The organism is Actinoplanes sp. NBRC 101535, from assembly GCF_030269225.1.
GTDB classification, from domain to species: domain Bacteria; phylum Actinomycetota; class Actinomycetes; order Mycobacteriales; family Micromonosporaceae; genus Actinoplanes; species Actinoplanes rectilineatus.
In genome coordinates, this window is the sequence record NZ_BSSY01000004.1 from 360,212 (window position 1) to 380,044 (window position 19,833).

Below are 19,833 nucleotides of genomic sequence, written 5' to 3' on the forward strand. Positions count from 1 at the left end.
AACCACGCGTGCCGAAAGCGGAAGCCGCACGCCCCGTGGTGACGACCGCCCGGCCGATCTACGCGACGGCGGCGCCGGGCGTCGAGCGCTCGGCGCGGGCCAGCAGGGCGCGCAGGGCGGTCATCGGCTGTCCATGGCGTTGCCCTTCGGCGGCGAAGTCACGTAGTACGTCCATGTCCTGTGCGCGGACCTTGCCGCCGTGGTGGAAGCGGTTGAACGCCGCGGTGTCCAGCGGCCGCATGCCGGTTTCCTGTTTGAGGTGGATCGCGGCGGTGATCCGCGAACCCATGACCAGTGCGGCGATCTTGCCGAACAGCCCGTTGCGGGGCAGGGTGAGGATTTCGCGCTGAGCGCGGACGGCCAGACTCCACAACGGCTTGTCGGCGACGACGTGGGCGACAGGTGGCCAGCCTGCGATGTCGCAGGCGGTGTAGATGGTGAACACGGCGCTGCCGATGATGTCGGCGACCTTGGCGGGCATGAAGCCGACTTTTGACACACCGCTGCGGTCGTAGAGCGCCGCGAACTTCTTCGCCGCCGCCGGGTTGCTGCGGGCGACGGTGAATCCGGTGCGCGTTGCCGGGTGGACATAACAGATGTCGGCGGCGGCGATAGCCGCCGGATCAGCACCTGCGGGTACGGGCAGACCCGCTGATCCTTGATGGGCGAGCATGCCGAGGAACCCGAGGAGCAGACGGTCACCGCTGATGCCCATGGTCTCCAGGTAGAACTCCCGCAGGCCGACCCCGATGCCATCCATCAGCACCACCGCGTCGGCATCATCGCTGATCAGGTCGCCGACCTCCCGGAGCGTCGCGGCGCCCTGCGCGGTGCGACTGACGTGCCCGTTCAGGGTGACCAGCACGAAGGCGAACCGCTGCCCGGCCAGTTCGGTGGTGTCCTCGACGGTGCGGTACCCGTCGAACGTCCTCACGGTGTCGTCGTTGTAGTCGTAGAGCCGCCGCGGCGCGGCGAACGCCTCCCGCCGGCCGGGGCGGACCAGGAAGGTGACGTCGGCGCCGGCGAGTTGCAGGTGGTAGCCGAGGGAGAGCCCGACGGCGCCGGCGCCGACGACGAGTACTGCGGCGTTGCTCATGGGGATGCCTTCCGGAGTGCTTTCAGGGGCGGGGGATGCGCAGGCCGAGAGCGCGGCGTCCGGTGTCGACCAGGTGTCCGCGCAGTTCGGTGGGGTCGAGGTGACGGCTGCGGGGTCCGGCGGCGCAGGCGATGCCGGACAGGATGATGTCGGCCCGCAGGTGCCCGCCGTCGCTGCCTTCCGCCTCGGCGAGCAGGGCCGTCAGTCTGCTGGTCAGGTCGCCGAGGCAGGGGTGCGAGCCGAGCAGTTCCGCGGCGCCGGGATCACCGGTGAGTACGGGTAGCAGTTCGCGGTTGCCTAGGACGACGTCGACGAAACCGGTGAGGGCGCGGTCCGCTCGTACATGCCGGCCTCGCAGTGCCTCCGCGGCCTCGACCGACACCCGAAGGCCGGCACAGACGGGTTCGACCACGGCGGTGAGCAGGTCCGCGCGGGACCGGAAATGGTGATGCACTGCCGCCTTGGTGACGCCGAGCTCGTCGCCGATCATCTGCAGCGAGGTGCCGGCGACGCTGTGCCGGGCGAACAGGTGGATCGCGGCGTCGAGGAATCGCTGCTGGCTGTCCGTGACCTTGCGCGCTGTTGAGACCACGTCCGCTCCCTACCACCGATGTCCGGGAATCGAACGTTAGTGGGCTGAGACTCGCTCACAAAAGCTTTACGGTCGTAAAGTGCTGCACTTCACGACCGTAAAGGGCGAAGGGTCGTCACCGCGGATGGTGAACCCGCGAGGGTAACGGCGTCACGCCGCGAGACCGAGGAACAGGGCTGGGATCAGTGGGTGGTCATCGAAGCCCGCAGGCGGGTGAGCGCGTCCACACGGACGCCGTCGAGTACCGGCTCGCCGGTCAGGGTGGCGGCTCGCACGGGAACCCGCCGGGGCATGCGGTCCACGGCGGGGCGGATGCGGTCGAGCAGCGCTGGTCCCCACGATCCGCCGACGACGATTTCCTGTGGGTCCGCGAGCGCGACAACGGCTGCGACGACGCCGGCGACTGCGGTGCCGATGATCTCGTGGGTAGCGGAGCCGCTCGCGAGAAGGCGGTCGACGTCGATCGCAGTGGTTCCCTCGCGACGCAGGCTCAGCTCGCCGAAGAGGTCGATGAAGCGGACCGCGCGGCCGTCGGGCCCGGTCGTGAGCAGGTGGGCTATCTCGCCGGTCAGGCCGGCGTGGCCGCGCCGGACCTCGCCGTCGTTGACGATCGCGCAGCCAAGGCCCTCACCGAGGTAGAGGTAGGCGAAGTCGCGCAGGGCGGGCTCGGCCAACGCCGCCCAGTTGACGTCGTTGTCGACGACAACCTCGAGTGGCGCCAGGATGGCGGCCGGGTCCAGCTCGCCGACGAGGAACGGCGCGTCGGGCAGCTGGACCAGCCGGCCGGTCTCGCGATCCACCGGGTCGGCGGCGCCGACGACGGCCAGCCGGGCCGGCTGCCCTGCGGCAGCGCAGGCTTCGGCTGCCACTTCTTCGAGCGCGGCAGCTACCTGGCTCGGATGGACAGGACGATCGATCGGCCTGGTCGTCCGGGCCACGACTTCGCCGTAGACGTCGATACATTCGGCCGCGACGCCGGCCGGGGTGATCGTGATCGCCAGCGCGACTCCGAGTTTCGGGGCGAGCCCGTAGTACAGGCCGACCCGGCCGCGGCCGCGGCCGCCGGGGGTGCGTTCTCCGGTGTCGGCGACCAGGCCGCGTTCGGTCAGCCGGCGCACGCTTTCGCCGGCGGTCGGTTTCGAGATGCCGATCTCGACGGCCAGTTCGGCCCGGGTCAGCCGGCGGTGTTGGATGAGCGCACGCAGCACGTGCTCATCGGTGACGGACCGGACGAGATCCAGTGACGGTTTGGCGGGCTTCACCCGGCAAGCCTAGACAGCAGCGTCGCCTCGCCCGGCTGCGGTGAGTCGCGGCCTGGCGAGACAGCGGGAGCTGGTGACTCCTGGCAGGTTTCCCGGGTCTCATGGTCATCGACACGCCGGCCGCCGAAACGTATATTCGATGCCACTTAGATCGATCTAATCGGCAGTCCGGGAGCACGGAGGAGCAAGCGGTGGCACGGGTAACCCTGAACGATGTTGCTCGGCACTGCAACGTGTCGCGGGCGACGGTCAGCCTGGTGGTGCGGGACAGTCCCCTGGTGGCCGACTCGACCCGGGAGCGGGTGAAGCGGGGGATGCGTGAACTCGGCTATGTCTACAACCGGGCTGCCGCGTCGTTGCGGAATCAGAAGAGCGGGGTCATCGGGGTCGTCCTGACGCAGATCAACAATCCCTATTTCGCGGAGTTCGCCGCCGGCTTGCAGGAAGTGCTGGGCGAGCAGGGCATTGTGCCGCTGCTCGGGGTGAGCAACGAGGATCGCGAGCAGCAGGCGCGGATCGTCAGATCTCTGGTGGAGCGCGGCGCGGAGGGCATCGTGCTGATTCCCGCGCATGGCACCACTACAGCGGACCTACCGCCCCTTCTGGATACTCCGCTGGTGTTGATGGCGCGCAAGCTGCCCGGCGTGGTCGCCGACTACGTCGGGGCCGTCAACGAGGCCGGCGCCGCAGCCGCCGCGGAACATCTGTACCAGCATGGCTGCCGGCGCGTCGCCTTCCTCGGCGGATTCGAGGACTCCTCGGCCCGCAAGGAGCGGACGGGCGGCGTACGAAGGTTCTTGGCGAGCAAAGGGCTCGACCTCACCGCAGAGCTTGCTCCGGAGTGCACCCCCCTGCGCCCGGACGCCCATCAGGCGGCGCTGGCATTGCTTCGGCAGCGGGACATCGATGGCATCATCTGCTTCAACGATGTCGTCGGTTTCGGCGTGCTGGACGCGCTGGCGGACCTCGGACGTCCGGTCGGCTCGGCGGTGCGGGTCATCGGGTTTGACGATGTCCACGAGGCTGGGCACAACCGGCCGTCGCTGAGCAGCGTGGCCGTCCCTGCGCGTGATACCGGGCGCCGGGCAGCAGAGATCGTGCTGCAGCGAGCGCAGGGCCTGGCCACTGATCCGATTCACGAGGAGTTGCCGACGCGGCTCGAGCCGCGGGAGACCTGTGGTTGCCCGCGCCCGGCCATCGCGTAGGCGCCAGCAGGAAAGCGGGGCTCGCCGGGCCGGCGAGCCCCGCGAGCCCGAACTACTTGACCGCGCCCGAGGTCAACCCGCCGATGAAGTAGCGGCCGAGCCCGATGTAAACCAGCACGGTGGGTGCGGCCACCATCAGGGCGCCGGCCATCAGGGTTCCGTAGTCGACGCTGGTGTCGCCAAGGAGGTTGTTCAGCCGCACTGTCACGGGCCAGGTCTGTTGGGAGGTGACGATGAGCCCGAACAGGAAGTCGTTCCAGATGTTGGTGAACTGGAAGATGCCGGCGACCACGAAGCCGGGGATCGACAGCGGCAGCACGATCCGGGTGAAGGTGCGCAGCAGGCCGCACCCGTCGACGGTGGCGGCCTCGATGATGGCGTCCGGGATGTTGACGTAGTAGTTGCGCATGATCAGCGTGACGAACGGGAGTCCGTAGATGACGTGGACCAGCACGATGCCGGTCAGCGTGCCCTGCAGTCCGAGCGCCCGCAGGAAGACGAACAGCGGGATGATGACCGCCTGGAACGGGATGAACATCCCGACCATCATCAGCACGAACAGCAGCTTGGCGCCGCGGAACGGGGTCTTGGCAAGCACGAAACCGTTCAGGGCTCCGAGCAGGCAGGAGATGATCGTGCCGGGCACGGCGATCTGGACGGAGTTCCAGAGGTTGCCCTTGAGCTGCCCCCAGGCGAGGCTGAAGCCGGACATGTCGATCGATGACGGCAGTCCGAGCGAACCGCCGGCCGCGCCCGGTCCTTTGAGGGCGGTGCTGACGATCACGTAGACGGGGAAGGCGAAGTAGATCAGCAGCACACTACAGGCGGCCAGCGTGAGCCACTGACCGACCGATCGCGGGCGCCAGTAGCCTCGGTTTTTGCGTGCGCGGCGCGTCCCGGTCGTGGGCGGTGGCGACGCCGTGGTGTTGAGGGTGTTGACGGCGGAGGTCACGCGCCCTTCCCTTCTTTCCGGTAGACGCGAACGAGATACGGCACCACGAACACGCAGGCCATGATCAGCAGGACGATCGCCGCGGCGGTGCCCTTGTCGTACCGGTTGGCGCGGCCCATCATGTCGTACACGTAGATGCCGGGAACGTCGGTGACGAAACCGGGCCCCGATCCCGACATGGACACGACCAGGTCGAAGATCTTCAGCGAGGTGTGCAGCAGCAGGATCAGGCAGGTGACAGTCACCGGCCACATCTGCGGCAGGATGACGTAGCGCAGCTGCTGGAAGTAGCCGGCGCCGTCCATGCTGGAGGCTTCGAGTTCTTCCTCGGGGATGCTGGCCAGGCCGGCCAGGTACATCGCCATCGCGAAACCGCTGAGCTGCCAGGCCGCGGCGATCACGATCGGGATGATGGCCCGGGGGATGCCGAGATCGATCTGCCAGAAACCGTCGCCGGCATGGTGAATGGTGAACGCGACGGTGGTGTCGGTCGACCATTTGGGCAGGTTCGTGACGCCGAGGTCGCCGAGCCAGACGTTGATGCCACTGCTGGGGTTGAAGATCCAGCGGAAGGCCACGCCGGTGACGATGAAGCTGAGCGCGTACGGCAGCAGGAAGACGGTGCGGAACAGCCCCTTGGCGACCACGACGTGGTGTACGAGCAGCGCCATGACGAGGCCGCCGAGGACGGTGACGAGCAGGAACAGCACCGTGAAGACGGTGACGTTGCGAAGATCGGCCTGGAAGCGCTGCTCCTGGAACATCTCGACGTACGTGGCGCCGAACGGGGAGCGCAGGGCCAGGTCACTGCGGGTCGGGCGTTTCCACTGGGAGAGCGAGATGAGGCCGGAGAAGCCGATGAACCCGTAGATGAAGATGAAGGTGAGAAGGATGCTCGGGGCCATGAACCAGGGCGCTGAGCGAAATCGTGACCGACCCCGGTTTCTGCGCCCGGGGGTTGACCGGGCACGTTCCGGCCGGGTCGAGGGTGGGGTTGCCGTGATGGCAGCCATCGGTGTCTCCAAAGCGGGTGTCCGGGGGCGGTTGCCAGGGCGGTCGCCCGCCCCGGCTCCGGGTCAGCTGTTGAGCTGGGTCTTCTGGGCTTCGGTCATGGTCTTCAGCAGACCGTCGACGTTCTTCGAGCCGAGGAACGAGGTGACCGCGTCGACGTAGGTGTTCGCGAACTCGGCCGGGGCGCCCTGGGCGTGGGCCAGCGAGCTGACGACCGGCAGCTTCTGGAACGCCGCCGCGGAGTCCTTCTGGTAGTCGGGATAGCCGTCCAGCGAGACACCGGCCAGTACCGGCGCGGAGCCCTTCTTCAGGTTGAACTGAGCCTGGACCTCAGGCTTGAGCAGCTGAGTGAGCCAGATCTTCTCGGCGTCGGCGTTGGGCGCGTTCTTGGCCGGGATCGCGAAGGCATCACCGACGTAGTCGAACAGGCCGGCCGTGCCGGGGAAGATCACGTGGCTGAAGTCGGTGCCGTCCTTCTTGCCCTTGGCCAGGTACTCTCCGAAAGCCCAGTCGCCCATCAGGGTGGCGGCGCACTTGCCGTCCGTGACCTGCAGCGCGGCCTGGTCCCAGGTGAGCACGGCGCTGTCGACGTTGACGTACTTCAGCGTCTCGGCGAACTGAGTCACGGCGGTGCGGACCTTGGCGTCGTCGAACGACAGCTTTCCGGTCAGCAGTTGCGTCCAGCCGTCGACGCCCACGCCGCCGAGAATGAACGCCTCGAGCAGCTGAGCCGGAGCGAAGGAGTCCTTGGCACCGAGACACACCGGCGCCACACCGGCGGCCTTCAGCTTGGGCAGGTCGGCGACGAAGTCCGCCGGGGTGGAGGTGTCGGTGAGCTCGACGCCGGCTCTCTTGAGGACGGCGGGGTTTGTCCACAGCACGTTGGCACGGTGGGCGTTGACCGGCACGGCGTAGTACTTGCCGTCCTTCTGTAGCATCGCCTTCACGGTGTCGGGCAGCTTGGTGTCCCAGCCGTTGGACGTGTAAAGGTCGCTGATGTCGGCGACGCTGCCGTCCTCCACGGCCGACATCAGGTCCTGGTCGGGGTGCAGCTGCCAGGAATCGGGCGGGTTGCCGCCCTGCAGCCGGGTGGCCAGCACGGTGCGGGCGTTCGAGCCGCCGCCACCGGAGACTGCGGCGTTGTTGAACGTGACGCCGGGGGCGGCCGTGGTGAATGCGCTCTGCAGCACCTGCAGCGCCTCGGACTCCGAGCCGGAGGTCCACCACGAGAAGACCTCGAGGCTCTTGCTGCCACCGCTGCTCTTGTCGCCGTCACCGGTCGAACCAGAACCGCCGCAGCCGCCGGCGAAAAGCGCTATCGAGACGGCGACGGTGAGGCCGGCACCCATCCGCTTCTTGATCATCAGCTCTCCTTGAAAGATCGGAATGCACGTGCCAGGCGACGTTCCGGCGTGTTACGGAGGCGTCTCGTACCGTCGCTTAGAACGGTCTAAGTTGCGAGTTGGACCGATCTAAGGACAGGTCGCGCAGGCTGTCAATGGGGTAAGCCGATTTGTGCTCACCATGGAATACGTTCTAGTGAGGGCCCTTGCCTAGAATTTCCGGCCGGTCTACACTCCGCCACTAAGTAACGACTGCTTACTAGAAACGCCGGGCCGGAAGTGAGACCAGCCATGACGTTCACCATCGAAACCGACGTCGCCGTGATCGGCTCCGGCATGGGCGGCGGAGTCATCGCCCGGGCTCTCGCCGAGCAGGGCATCCGCACCTGTGTTCTGGAGCGCGGCACCCGCCTGCCGCGTGCGGCGGAGGAGAACTGGTCGCCGCGCAAAGTGTTCGTCGACGACGTCTACAAGAACGCCGCCCCGTGGCTCGACACCACCGGTAACCCGTTCAAGCCGGGGGTTCATTACTGGGTCGGTGGCAACACCAAGATGTACGGGGCCAGCCTCGCCCGCTTTCGCGAGCAGGACTTCGGCGAGATCCAGTTCCGTGAGGGCCTCTCCCCGGCGTGGCCTTTCAGTTACGCCGATCTGGAGCCGTTCTACGGCATCGCCGAGCAGTGGTTCGGCGTGCACGGCACACCCGGGCAGGACGCGTCCGATCCGTGGCGCAGTACCGACTATCCCTACCCGGCGCTGCCGCACGAGCCGTACATGACGGCCCTGCAGGACCGCCTGCGAGCGGCGGGCTACTCCCCCGCAGCGGCGTCGATCGCCGTCGACCGGCGCGACGGTGGCGCCTGCATTCGCTGCCGGACCTGCGACGGCTTTCCCTGCGCCGTGGACGCCAAGGGCGACGCCGAGACCCGCGCCATCGATCCCGCACTGCAGAGCGGCCACGCCAGCCTCGAGACCTCAGTACGAATCCTGCGGTTGCACACCAACCCGGCCGGCACACGGGTCGTCGAGGCCACCGGCGTTCGCAACGGCGAGCAGGTACGGGTACGCGCTCGTACGTTCGTGGTCTCCGCCGGAGCGGTGAACTCGGCACGACTGCTGCTCATGTCCGCCAACGACAAGCACCCGGACGGGCTCGGCAACTCCTCCGGGCTGCTCGGGCGTCGCTACATGGTCCACAACGCCACGTTCATGGTGGCGCTCGATCCCCGCCGGCCCAACCACACGGATTTCCAGAAAACCATCTCGATCAACGACTGGTATCTGACTTCCGATCTCGGCGAGCCGCTGGGCAACATCCAGATGCTCGGCAAGCTGCAGGGCGCCATGATCAAGTCCGCCCGCCCCTACCTTCCCCTGCCGCTGCTGAACGGGGCCACGAAGTACTCCGCCGATTTCTACCTGGAGTCGGAGGACCTGCCCGATCCCGCTAACCGGATCACTCTGAACGGCGACAACGTTCCCGTCGTCCACTGGCGGCCGAACAACATGAGCGCCCATCGAGGCCTGATCCGCAAGGCTCGGACCATGCTCAAGAAGGTCGGATACCCGGTGGTCCTGCACGAGACCATGGGCATCGCCACAAACTCGCACATGTGCGGCACCGCCGTCGCCGGCACCGATCCGGCCGCCAGCGTCCTGGACAGCCACTGCCGCAGCCACGACGTCGAGAACCTGTTCGTCGTCGACAGCTCGTTCTTCCCGTCCTCGGCGGCGATGAACCCCGCCCTGACCATCGCCGCCCAAGCCATCCGCGTCGCCCGCGAGGGCGACCTCTTGAGGTGAGAGATATGACGACCATGCCCGCCGCCGTCCTTCAGGACATCGGTGTCCTCGCGGTTGAAGACCGCCCCGAACCCACCCTCGGTGGACCCGCCGACGTCATCGTCCGCGTCCGCGCCTGCGGCGTCTGCGGCACCGATCTGCACATCCTCAGCGACCCACCCGGCTACCCCGCCGAGCAAGGTGTCGTCCTCGGCCACGAGATCATCGGCGACGTCGCAGCGATCGGCGACAGCGTCACGAACGTCGCCGTCGGCGACCGGGTCGCGATCCGGCCGATCCTGACCTGCGGGACCTGCCGCGCCTGCCTGTCCGGCATTCCCAACCACTGCACCGATCGTGTCGATCTCGGGGTCTGGCGCGATGGCGGCCTCGCCCGGAAGGTCGTGGTCCCGGCGACTGCCTGCATCCGGCTCTCCGCCGAGCTCCCGCTGCACATCGCGGCACTCACAGAACCACTGGCCTGCGTGACCAACGCTGTCGGCCGAATCCGGCCCGGCGCCGGCGAACATGCCGTCGTCCTCGGCGCCGGCGCGATCGGCCTGCTGTTCACCGCGGTCCTCAAAGCCAGCGGCGCGGCCAGCGTCACGGTCGTGGAGATCTCGCCGACCCGGGCGCAGGCGGCCCGGGCCATCGGCGCGGACCGGGTGCTGTCCCCCGAGGACGATCTCGACCTCAACGCCGACATCGTGATCGACGCCGTCGGCTCACAGTTCGCCACAACCGTCGGCCTGGCCGCCCCACGCGGCCGGATCCTGCTGTTCGGCTTGAACGACCACGCCCGGCCCGAAGTGCCGCAGGCCCAGATCACCCTGAAGGAACTGACGGTCGTCGGCTCCTTCGTCGGTCAGCACGCCTTCCCCGACGCGATCCGGCTGCTGGAAAGCGGATTGCTGGACCTCTCGCCGATCGTCAGCCACCGCATCGAGCTGACCGAACTCGTCGATCTGCTGCCCGCGCTGCGCCGAGGAGAGGTCATCAAGGCCGTCGTCACCGTGCCGTGACAACCCTCGTCGCCCACCTTGACAATCTCGCCACACGCGCTTTTAGATCGGTCTAAGCGCCGCTGCAGTCCCTTGCTGACGCAGCCCGACCGGCTCGCCGTGCCGACGCCGAGCAACCGGAACACTCATCACGCACGAAGGACTCTCCATGCGCATCGTTCCCGTCCTGGACGCATCGCAGGCTGCCCGGCTGATCCCCGACGCCGCCGTCATCTCGGTCTCGTCCTCGTCCGGTCTCGGCTGCCCTGACGCCGTCCTCGCCGCGATCGGCGAGCGATACGCGGCCGAGTCAGCCCCGCGCGACCTGACCACCCTGCACCCGATCGCCGCCGGCGACATGTACGGCATCAAAGGCATCGACCACCTCTGCCGGCCCGGCCAGCTGCGGCGAGTGTTCGCCGGCTCGCTGCCCTCCGGCTCCTCGAAACTCGATCCGCCCCTCATCCGGCAACTCATCCACGGCGAACAGATCGAGGCCCACAACATCCCGTCCGGTGTGCTCTTCCAGATGCATCGGGCCGCCTCGACCGGCCAGCCCGGCGTCTTCACCGAGGTCGGCCTCGGCACCTATGCCGACCCTCGGCTGGACGGAGCCAAGATGAACTCCCGTACGCCCGACTTCGTCGAACTGCGCGAGGTCAACGGCAAGGAATACCTGTTCTACCCGGCTATCACGGTGGACGTCGCGATCATCCGGGCGACCACCGCCGACGAGCTGGGCAACCTGTCGTACGAGCACGAGGGCGGATCGCTCGGCGCGCTGGACCAGGCGTACGCGGCCCACAACAGCGGCGGCATCGTCATCGCCCAGGTCAAACGACTGTCTGACGCTCAGCTCGACGCGCCGGACGTCCACGTGCCCGGCATCCTGGTGGATGCCATCGTCGTGGCGCCCGACCAGCTGCAGACCACCCAGACCGCCTACGATCCCGCGCTCTCCGGACAACAACGCCGCAGTCTCGACGACGTCGAGCCGGTCGAGTTCGGCATGGAGAAGGTGATCGCCCGACGCGCCGCCGCCGAACTCACCCTCGACGCCACCGTCAATCTCGGCTTCGGTGTCTCGGCCGCGGTCCCGCGCATCCTGCTCGAGGAGGGCCACGCCGAAGACGTCACCTGGATCATCGAGCAGGGCGCCGTCGGCGGCTTCCCGCTGACCGGATTCGCGTTCGGCTGCGCCCTGAACCCGCAAGCGTTGATGCAGAGCATCGACCAGTTCACCCAGCTGCAGGGCGGCGGTTTCGACGCGGCGATGCTGTCGTTCCTCGAGGTCTCCCAGCACGGCGACGTGAACGTCTCGCACCTGCCGTCGCGGCCGCACGTGACCGCCGGCGTCGGTGGCTTCGCCGACATCGTCACCCGGGCGCCCAAGATTGTCTTCTCGGGATTCTTCACCGCCGGGCGCAAAGACATCCGCATCGCCGACGGTGCTCTGGTCATCGTCCAGGACGGCCCGGTCGCCAAGTTCGTGCCCGCCGTGGCCCAGGTCACCTTCTCCGGGAAGATGGCGCGCCGCCGCGGCCAACACGTCCTCTACGTCACTGAACGCTGCGTGCTGGAACTGGGTGACGACGGGCTCACCGTCATCGAGATCGCCCCCGGCGTCGACCTCGAACGTGACGTCCTCGGCCGCGCGGAGATCCCACTGCGGGTCAGCGACCAGCTCAAACTCATGGACCCCGCCCTGTTCCGGCCCGAACCGACCGGCTTGGTCCTGCCGAGCCGGCCCGCCCGGATCTCCCGGTTCACGGCGCGCCCGACCGCACCCCTCGCCTCCTAAGGACCCCCAAACGATGAGTACATCCCGGTACGACTACATCGTCATCGGCGCCGGTGCTGCCGGCTGCGCCGTCGCCAACCGCCTGTCCGCCGACCCGCACACCACCGTCCTGCTGCTGGAGGCAGGCGGCCGCGACTGGTCGCCGCTGATCCACATGCCGGTCGGCTTCACCAAACTCTCCGGGCCCAAGGTCAACTGGGGTTTCCACACCGTGCCGCAGCGACAGCTGGACAACCGGCGCATGTACTACCCGCAAGGCCGCACCCTCGGCGGCAGCACCTCCATCAACGCGATGATCTACATCCGCGGCCAGCGCGAGGACTACGACCGGTGGGCCCAGAACGGCAACCCGGACTGGAGTTACGCGAACGTCCTGCCGTTCTTCAAACGCGCCGAGCACAACGAGCGGCTCAACGACGAGTTCCACGGCAGCGACGGCGCCATGAACGTCACCGAGCAGATTCAGCACAACCCGCTGAGCAAGGCCTTCGTCCGCGCCGCGCAAGAGCTCGGCGTCACCTTCATCGCCGATTTCAACGGCGCCCGGCAGGAGGGCGTCAGCTGGTACGACGTGACCCAGCGCAACGCCCGCCGGGAAAGCGCGTCAACCGCGTATCTGCGGCCCATCCGCGGCCGCAAGAACCTCACCATCCAGACCCACGCCCTCGCCACCCGGGTGCTGGTGGAGAAGGGCCGCGCGGTCGGCTTGCGCTACCTGCACAAAGGACACCCCACCACGGCGTACGCCGACCGTGAGGTCATCCTGTCCGGCGGAGCCGTCAACTCGCCCCGTCTGCTGCTGCTGTCCGGGATCGGCCCCGCCGACGAACTGCGGGCGCTCGGCATCGATGTCGTGCACGACCTGCCCGGCGTCGGCAAGAACTTCCAGGACCACATGGACGTCTACCTGACCGCCGAGACCGTTCCGGTCAGTTACAACCAGTCCGACCGCCCGGACAGGGCGCTGCTCGCCGGCCTGCAATACATCACCACCCGGACCGGGCCGATCACCGCGTCGGTTTGCGAGGCCGGCATGTTCGTGCGCAGCTCCGCCGATGTCGCCACGCCGGACATCCAGATGCACGCACTGCCCGCGTACGTCATCGACCACGGCCGCATGCGGGTCAAGGGCCACGGCATGACCATCAACACCTGCAACCTGCGACCACGCAGTACCGGCCAGGTCACCCTGCGCTCCTCGGACCCCGCCGACGAGCCGGACATCGACCCTAACTTCCTCGATGACCCGTACGACTGGAAGGTGTCCCTCGAAGGCTTCCGCTGGGGCCGGGAAATGCTGGCCACCAAGGCGTTCGCGCCCTTCGTCAAGCGCGAGCACATGCCCGGCAAGGACATCCGCACCGACGCGCAGATCCGCGAGTACGTCCGCCGATGGGCCAAGACCGACTACCACCCGGTCGGCTCCTGCAAGATGGGCGCCGATCCCCTGGCGGTGGTCGACCAGGCGCTGCGCGTGCACGGCATTGAGGGCCTGCGCGTGATCGACGCCTCGATCATGCCCACGCTGATCAGCGGCAACACCCAGGCCACCTCCATCATGATCGGCGAGAAGGGCGCCCACCACGTGCTCGGCGGCGCTGTCGCTGACGTCGACGACCAGGCGGTCAGCGCATGACCGGCCAAGTCACGCTCACGCTCGACCGCACCGTCGCCACCGTTCTGCTCGATCGGCCGGACAAGCACAATGCCCTGACCCCGGCAATGCTGCAACAACTCGAGCGCATCCTGATCGACCTCGACGCCGACCGCGCCGTACGCGTAGTGATCATCGCGGCCGCCGGGACCCGGTCGTTCTGCGCGGGCGCCGACATCAAGCTGTTCAAGGCCCTGCCGCCGCTGGACATGTGGGCCGGCTGGACCCGAACCGGGCTGCGCGTGTTCGATCTGCTCGCCGGCCTGCGACAACCTACGATCGCGGCGATCCACGGCAATGCATACGGTGGCGGATTCGAACTCGCGCTCGCCTGCGACCTGCGCGTCCTGTCCGAGGAAGCGACACTCGGGCTCACCGAGGTGGGCCTGGGCACCGTGCCCGGCTGGGGAGGCACGGGCCGGCTACCGGCCGCCATCGGCGCCGCCCGGGCCAAGGAGCTCATCTTCACCGGCACCCCGCTGAGCGCCGTACAGGCGGCCGGCTGCGGCCTGGTCAACCGGATCGTTCCTACAGACCAGGTACACGCGACCGCGGTCGAGCTCGCCGAGCGCATCGCTGGACGTGCGCCGATCGCCGTGCAGATGGCCAAGCAGGCGATCGACTCCGGGCCCGCCTACCGGCTGATGGAGCCACTGGCTTCGGCCGCTACCGCATACACCGACGACGCGGTGGAGGGCTTCGCCGCCTTCCAGGAGCGCCGCGACCCGACATTCCACGGCGCATGAACTACCGAAAGGCTTCTGATGACCACGTTTGAAACCCAGCACTGGCCCAACCTGATCGGTGGCAAGGCCCTCGACGGCTCCGGCTCTGCCGCCGAACGGATCAGCCCCGGACACGCGCAGATCGCCGCGCGCTACGTCAGCGCGAGCAAGGCCGACGTCGACGCTGCCGTCGCCGCCGCGCGACGCGAGTTCGACACCGGCTCCTGGCCGCGAATGTCAGGAGCCGAACGTGCCGCGGTCCTGCGCCGCGTCGCCAGCCGGATCGAGCAGGAGGTCGACGCGCTCGCGCTGATCGAGACGGTCGAATCGGGCAAGCCGATCAGCCAGGCCCGCGACGAGGTGCGCGGCGCTGCCGGCATCTGGCACTACGCGGCCGGCCTGGCCCAGCAGACCTACGGTGATGCCCACAACGCGCTCGGCGAGGGTTTCCTCGCCATGGTTGTCAAGGAACCGGTCGGCGTCGTCGGCGTGATCACGCCGTGGAACTTCCCCCTGTTGATCGTCAGCCAGAAGCTTCCGTTCGCGCTCGCCGCCGGCTGCACCACCGTGATCAAGCCATCGGACATGACCCCCGGCACCACCACCCGCCTGGTGCAGATCCTGCACGAGGAAGGCTTACCGCCGGGCGCCGCGAACCTCGTGCACGGCGGCGGCGACGTGGGGCAGTGGCTGGCCGAGCACCCCGGCACCGACATGACCACCTTCACCGGCTCGACCCGGGTCGGCAAAAGCGTCGCCCGTGCCGCCGCCGACAGTCTCAAAAAGGTCAGCCTCGAACTCGGCGGAAAGAACCCGCAGGTCGTCTTCGCCGACGCCGACCTGGATGCCGCCCTGGAGAAGGTCGTCTTCGGGGCCTACTTCAACCAGGGCGAATGCTGCAACGCCGGTTCGCGGCTGCTGGTCCATCAGGACGTCGCCGAGGAGTTCACCCAGCGGGTCGTCCAGCGCACCCACGACGTCGTTGTCGGCGACCCGCTCGACGAAGCCACCAAGGTCGGCGCCCTGATCTCCGAGCACCACCTGGGCGTGGTGACCGACTATGTCGCCCTGGGCGAGCGCGAGGGCGCCACGATCGCGACCGGCGGACAACGGCTGGACGCCCCGGTCGGCCGCTACTTCCAGCCGACCGTGCTCACCGGTGTGCCCAAGGCCGCCCGGGTGGCCCGCGAGGAGATCTTCGGCCCGGTGCTGTCCGTGGTCACCTTCAGCGACCTGGCCGAGGCAGTCGAGATCACCAACGCCACCGGGTACGGCCTGTCCGCCGGAGTCTGGAGCCGCGACATCGGCACGGCCATGTCCTATGCCCAGGCCACCCGGGCCGGCACCGTCTGGGTCAACTGCTACATGGAAGGCTTCCCCGAGGTCTGCTTCGGCGGCTACGGGGCCTCCGGCATCGGCCGCGAACTGGGCCGCACCGCCTGCGACGAGTTCTCCGAACAGAAGAGCATCGTGGTGCGTACCGGCGCGCCCCTGCCCAAGTGGGTGAACTGATGTACTGGAACTCCAGGCAGGTCACCGAAAAACGCACACTGCCGTTCGCCGCGTCCACCCGGGACACCGCACGCGCCGCGCTGGGCGTCGCCGCCGGCAAGGTCGAGCGGCTCGCCGAACAACACCCGGACTACTTCCCGCTCTACACGCACGAAGGCCGGTGGAAGCACGGCAAGGAATCGTGGACCAACTGGTGCGAGGGATTCCTCGGCGGCCAGATGTGGCTCTTCCACGAACTCGGGCTCGGCGACCAATGGCGAGCCCGCGCCGAGCACTACTCCGTTCTGGTCGAACAGCGACAGCACGACCGCGACGTCCACGACCTCGGCTTCGTCCTGTGCCCGACCTGGCAGAAGTGGGCCGAGCTCGACGGCGGCACCGAACAGAAGAAGGTCGTCGTCCAAGGCGGCCGCACCATGGCGCTTCGCCTCAACGACCAGGGCGGCTTCCTGCGCTCCTTCCTCGCCCCGGACTCCAACTTCATCGACATCATGATGAACATCGGCATCATCGCCCTGGCCGCATTGGAGACCGGCGACGACAACCTCATGGCCATCGCCCGGCGGCACTGCGACACCACCCGCAAATACCTGGTCCGCGGCGACGGATCCGTCAGCCACGAGGGCATCTACGACCTCGGCACCGGAGAGTTCCTGCGGCAGACCACCCAACAGGGCTGGCGCAACGACTCCTCCTGGGCGCGTGGCCTCGCCTGGTCGCTGTACGGCTTCACCTCGATGTACGCGCTCACCGGCGACACCCATCTGCTGCGGACCGCGATCGCCAACGCCGACTACTGGATCGAGCACACCCAGGCCGATCCGGTGCCACCGAACGACTTCGACGAGCCGCATCCCACCCGGCCGTGGGAATCCTCGGCGGCCGCCTGCGCCGCCGGCGGCCTGATCATGCTCGCCGCGCTGGTCGAGGACGACACGCTGGCCCAGCGTTACCACCGGCATGCCGAGACGACGGTACGGCGGCTGTGCGAGCCGCTGTTCCTCGGCATCGACCCGGCCTGGGAAGGAGTCCTCAAACACGGCAGCTACCACGAACGCAAGGGGCTCGGCGTCGACGAGAGCGTCATGTGGGGCGACTACTTCTTCGTCGAGACCCTGGCCCGGGTGGTACGCGGATGACCCGCCGGCCGCTCGGCGAGAAGACGCTGTCGAGCCGGGTCATCGCGGTGCTGCGCGCCGACACCGTCGAGCGGCTTGCTCCGGTGTGCGACGTGCTGGTCGAGGAGGGCATCGTTAGCCTCGAGTTCACCATGACCACTCCGGGCATCCTCGACGCACTTCCCACGCTGGTCGGCCGGTACGGCGCCGTCGCGGACGTCGGCCTGGGCACGGTCACCACGCCGGCCCAGGCCTCCGCCGCCATCGACGCCGGCGTCGGCTACCTGGTCACCCCTGCTCTGTATCCGGCGGTCATCGACCTTGCCGTACGCGGCGAGACCGCGATCCTGCCCGGCGGTCTGACACCGACCGAACTCGCCGCCGGTTGGGAGGCCGGTGCCGCCGCCGTCAAGATCTTCCCCGCCCAGACGGTCGGCCCCGAGTATCTGCGCCACCTGCACGGACCGTTCCCCGAACTGATCGCCATACCGTCCGGCGGCGTGGACGTCGAGGCGGCCGGAGTCTGGCTGACCGCCGGCGCCGCGGCCGTCAGCATCGGCGGACCGCTGCTGGGCGACGCTCTCTCCGGCGGCGACCCGGCGGCTCTGCGACGGCGATGTGCCGCCGTCCGATCCGCGGCCGCGCCATGAGCCCGGCAGTTCTCACCTTCGGCGAGGCGCTCGTCGGGTACGGCAGCACCGAACCGTCGTTGCCGAGCGCCTCCGCCTTCACTCGATTTCTCGGCGGGGCCGAGCTCAACGTGGCCGTCGCTCTGGCGCGACTCGGCGTCAGCGCCGGCTGGGCCGGCGTCGTCGGCGACGACGCGCACGGCGCATACGTCCGCGACACCGTTACCCAACTGGGGATCACCGCCCAGCTCCGCCAGGCGCCCGGCCACACCGCGATCATGTTCAAAGCGGGCGGCTCAGGCACCGACCCCGAGGTCCTACAGCTACGGCGGGACAGTGCCTTCGCGCGTCACGCCGACGACCTGCTCGCGGAGCTGCTCCCGCTCACCGGCCGACGGCATCTGCACCTGACCGGCATCCCACTCGGCGTCTCCGTTGCCGCCCGACGCACCACGACGGCCCTGCTCGCCGCCGCCCGCGACGCCGGCCTGACCACGTCGTTCGACCCGAACCTCCGGCTGAATCTGTTCCCCGATGCCACAGCCATGCGCGACACCGTCAACGCGGTGGCCTCCGCTTGCACCATCGTGCTTCCCGGCCTGGCCGAAGGCCGCACCCTGACCGGCTGTCAGGCTCCCGCCGACATCGCCCGGCACTACCTGCTTGCCGGCGCGCAGGAGGTCGTCGTCAAACTGGGTGCCCCGGGAGCGGTCGCCTTCACTCAGGACGCCTCGGCGCACTCGAAACGCTTCGCGGTGGAGGCCGTGGACACGGTCGGCGCCGGCGATGGCTTCGCCGCCGGCTACCTGGCGGCGAAGCTCGCCGGCGCGAAGCTGCAGGAACGCGTCGACCAAGCCGCCGCTGTCGGCGCGCTCGTCACCACCCGGCACGGTGACCTGGCCGCCATGCCCACGGCAGAGGAACTCTCGGCGTTCCGGCGAGAAGCAGAACTCAGCCGTCTGCCGTGACCTCGGCGCGCAGGCGGCTCAGTGCCTCGGCACGCACGCCGGCGAGCACGGGCTCGCCGGTCACCTCGGCCGCCCGGATGGGGACGTGGCGCGGCATGTTTGCGGTGGCCGCGCGCATGTTGTCCACCACCGCCGGTCCCCATGGGCCGCCGACCAGCACTGCCTGTGGATCGGCCAGGGCAATCACGGCCGCGACCACCCCGCCGACCGCCGTGGCAAGAACCTCATGGGTGGCGGCCGGGCTGGCCAGGAGCCGGTCGACGTCTATCGCGGTGGAGCCGTTGCGGCGAAGACCGAGCTTGCCGAACAGCTCGATGAAACGGACCGCTCGTCCGCCGGGGCCGAGAGTCAGCAGGTGGGCGACCTCGCCGGCCAGACCGGTGTGTCCGCGGCGCACCTCGCCGTCGTTGACGATCGCGCAGCCCAGTCCCTCACCGAGGTACATGTAGGCGAAATCGCGCAGCACCTGAGCGCCGGCACCGTCACGCTCGGCCAGGGCCGCCCAGTTCACGTCGTTGTCGACCACGACCGGGCCGTCGACGTACGGGGCGAGCACCGCCACCGGGTCCAGCGAACCCACCAGAAACGGCGCGTCGGGCAGCTGCACCAACCGGCCCGTGGCCCGGTCCACCGGATCGGCAGCGCCGACCACGGCCACGCGGAAGTCCTGGCCCGCGGTCTCCCGTACCTCCGCGACGGCGTCCTCCAACGCCGCGGAAACCCGGGCAGGAAGAGCCGGACGATCAATCTGCCTGGTGACGCGCACTCCCGGCTCGCCGTAGATGTTCACGCACTCCGCCACCACACCCGCTGGTGCGATAGTCACCGCCAGTGCCGCGCCGACCGTCGGAGCAAGCGCGTAATAGAAGCCCACCCGGCCCTTGCCGCGCCCGCCCGGGGTGCGCTCGCCGGTGTCGGTGACCAGGCCCCGCTCGGTCAGGCGGCGCACGCTCTCTCCGGCGGTGGGCTTGGAGATGCCAATCATGGTCGCGAGCTCGGCACGGGTCAGCCGGCGGTGCTGCATGAGCGCGTGCAGCACGTGCTGGTCGGTCAATGACCGCACCAGGTCCAGCGAAGGCTTGGCGGAATCCACCAAACTATTCTAGTCAGGGCCCTTGCCTTGAAGCGAGAAGCCCCCGTACAGTTCTTCAAGTAAGGATATCTAACTTGAAGGGAACTGCC

General features: G+C 68.6%; 17 protein-coding genes. 10 read left to right on the plus strand and 7 right to left on the minus strand.

Features of this window, described 5'->3' with window-relative positions; translation table 11 throughout:
- Positions 1–58: 58 nt before the first annotated feature.
- From QSK32_RS13600 to QSK32_RS13610, 3 genes are all read right to left on the minus strand, one after another.
- Positions 59–1,096, minus strand: a complete 1,038-nt coding sequence (locus QSK32_RS13600) for a 2-dehydropantoate 2-reductase N-terminal domain-containing protein (RefSeq protein ID WP_285472093.1) — start codon at positions 1,094–1,096, stop codon at positions 59–61.
- 22 nt (positions 1,097–1,118) lie between these two features.
- Complete coding sequence (locus tag QSK32_RS13605; protein ID WP_285472094.1) at positions 1,119–1,688, minus strand: TetR/AcrR family transcriptional regulator; 570 nt, start codon at positions 1,686–1,688, stop codon at positions 1,119–1,121.
- 182 nt (positions 1,689–1,870) lie between these two features.
- Positions 1,871–2,950, minus strand: a complete 1,080-nt coding sequence (locus tag QSK32_RS13610; protein WP_285472095.1) for an ROK family transcriptional regulator — start codon at positions 2,948–2,950, stop codon at positions 1,871–1,873.
- A gap of 191 nt (positions 2,951–3,141) precedes the next feature.
- Here QSK32_RS13610 and QSK32_RS13615 point away from each other — a divergent pair, with 191 nt between their 5' ends.
- Positions 3,142–4,155: a LacI family DNA-binding transcriptional regulator gene (locus QSK32_RS13615; RefSeq protein WP_285472096.1), complete on the plus strand. Its 1,014-nt coding sequence runs from the start codon at positions 3,142–3,144 to the stop codon at positions 4,153–4,155.
- Between the two features lie 52 nt (positions 4,156–4,207).
- Here the strand turns inward: QSK32_RS13615 and QSK32_RS13620 are convergent, their stop codons facing one another.
- From QSK32_RS13620 to QSK32_RS13630, 3 genes are all read right to left on the minus strand, one after another.
- Positions 4,208–5,107: a carbohydrate ABC transporter permease gene (locus tag QSK32_RS13620; protein ID WP_285472097.1), complete on the minus strand. Its 900-nt coding sequence runs from the start codon at positions 5,105–5,107 to the stop codon at positions 4,208–4,210.
- The gene (locus tag QSK32_RS13625) at positions 5,104–6,012 is read right to left on the minus strand and encodes a carbohydrate ABC transporter permease (RefSeq protein WP_285472098.1); all 909 of its coding nucleotides are present in this window, start codon (positions 6,010–6,012) and stop codon (positions 5,104–5,106) included. Before QSK32_RS13625 ends, QSK32_RS13620 begins: the two co-directional genes overlap by 4 nt.
- A 171-nt stretch (positions 6,013–6,183) precedes the next feature.
- Positions 6,184–7,482 (minus strand): ABC transporter substrate-binding protein, encoded by a 1,299-nt coding sequence (locus QSK32_RS13630; protein ID WP_285472099.1) that lies wholly within the window; start codon positions 7,480–7,482, stop codon positions 6,184–6,186.
- A 270-nt stretch (positions 7,483–7,752) separates the two neighbouring features.
- Here QSK32_RS13630 and QSK32_RS13635 point away from each other — a divergent pair, with 270 nt between their 5' ends.
- The 9 genes from QSK32_RS13635 (at position 7,753) to QSK32_RS13675 (ending at position 18,651) form a co-directional block, all read left to right on the plus strand.
- Positions 7,753–9,264, plus strand: coding sequence for a GMC oxidoreductase (locus QSK32_RS13635; RefSeq protein WP_285472100.1), 1,512 nt, complete (start codon positions 7,753–7,755; stop codon positions 9,262–9,264).
- A gap of 5 nt (positions 9,265–9,269) precedes the next feature.
- Positions 9,270–10,265, plus strand: a complete 996-nt coding sequence (locus QSK32_RS13640) for an alcohol dehydrogenase catalytic domain-containing protein (protein WP_285472101.1) — start codon at positions 9,270–9,272, stop codon at positions 10,263–10,265.
- Between the two features lie 148 nt (positions 10,266–10,413).
- On the plus strand, positions 10,414–12,045 hold the full coding sequence (locus QSK32_RS13645; RefSeq protein WP_285472102.1) for an acyl CoA:acetate/3-ketoacid CoA transferase: 1,632 nt from the start codon (positions 10,414–10,416) through the stop codon (positions 12,043–12,045).
- Between the two features lie 13 nt (positions 12,046–12,058).
- Positions 12,059–13,681, plus strand: a complete 1,623-nt coding sequence (locus QSK32_RS13650) for a GMC family oxidoreductase (protein WP_285472103.1) — start codon at positions 12,059–12,061, stop codon at positions 13,679–13,681.
- Entirely contained in the window at positions 13,678–14,445 is a 768-nt protein-coding gene (locus QSK32_RS13655; protein ID WP_285472104.1) for an enoyl-CoA hydratase/isomerase family protein, read from the plus strand. Before QSK32_RS13650 ends, QSK32_RS13655 begins: the two co-directional genes overlap by 4 nt.
- Before the next feature lie 18 nt (positions 14,446–14,463).
- Complete coding sequence (locus QSK32_RS13660) at positions 14,464–15,936, plus strand: aldehyde dehydrogenase family protein (protein WP_285472105.1); 1,473 nt, start codon at positions 14,464–14,466, stop codon at positions 15,934–15,936.
- Positions 15,936–17,075 (plus strand): glycoside hydrolase family 88 protein, encoded by a 1,140-nt coding sequence (locus QSK32_RS13665; RefSeq protein WP_285472106.1) that lies wholly within the window; start codon positions 15,936–15,938, stop codon positions 17,073–17,075. The genes QSK32_RS13660 and QSK32_RS13665 overlap by 1 nt, the downstream gene beginning before the upstream one ends.
- Positions 17,072–17,704 (plus strand): bifunctional 4-hydroxy-2-oxoglutarate aldolase/2-dehydro-3-deoxy-phosphogluconate aldolase, encoded by a 633-nt coding sequence (locus QSK32_RS13670; RefSeq protein ID WP_285472107.1) that lies wholly within the window; start codon positions 17,072–17,074, stop codon positions 17,702–17,704. Before QSK32_RS13665 ends, QSK32_RS13670 begins: the two co-directional genes overlap by 4 nt.
- Complete coding sequence (locus QSK32_RS13675) at positions 17,701–18,651, plus strand: sugar kinase (protein ID WP_285472108.1); 951 nt, start codon at positions 17,701–17,703, stop codon at positions 18,649–18,651. Before QSK32_RS13670 ends, QSK32_RS13675 begins: the two co-directional genes overlap by 4 nt.
- On the opposite strand, the gene QSK32_RS13680 is transcribed toward QSK32_RS13675, so the two are convergent.
- Positions 18,635–19,744, minus strand: coding sequence for an ROK family transcriptional regulator (locus QSK32_RS13680; protein WP_285472109.1), 1,110 nt, complete (start codon positions 19,742–19,744; stop codon positions 18,635–18,637). The genes QSK32_RS13675 and QSK32_RS13680 overlap by 17 nt on opposite strands.
- Positions 19,745–19,833: the final 89 nt, after the last annotated feature.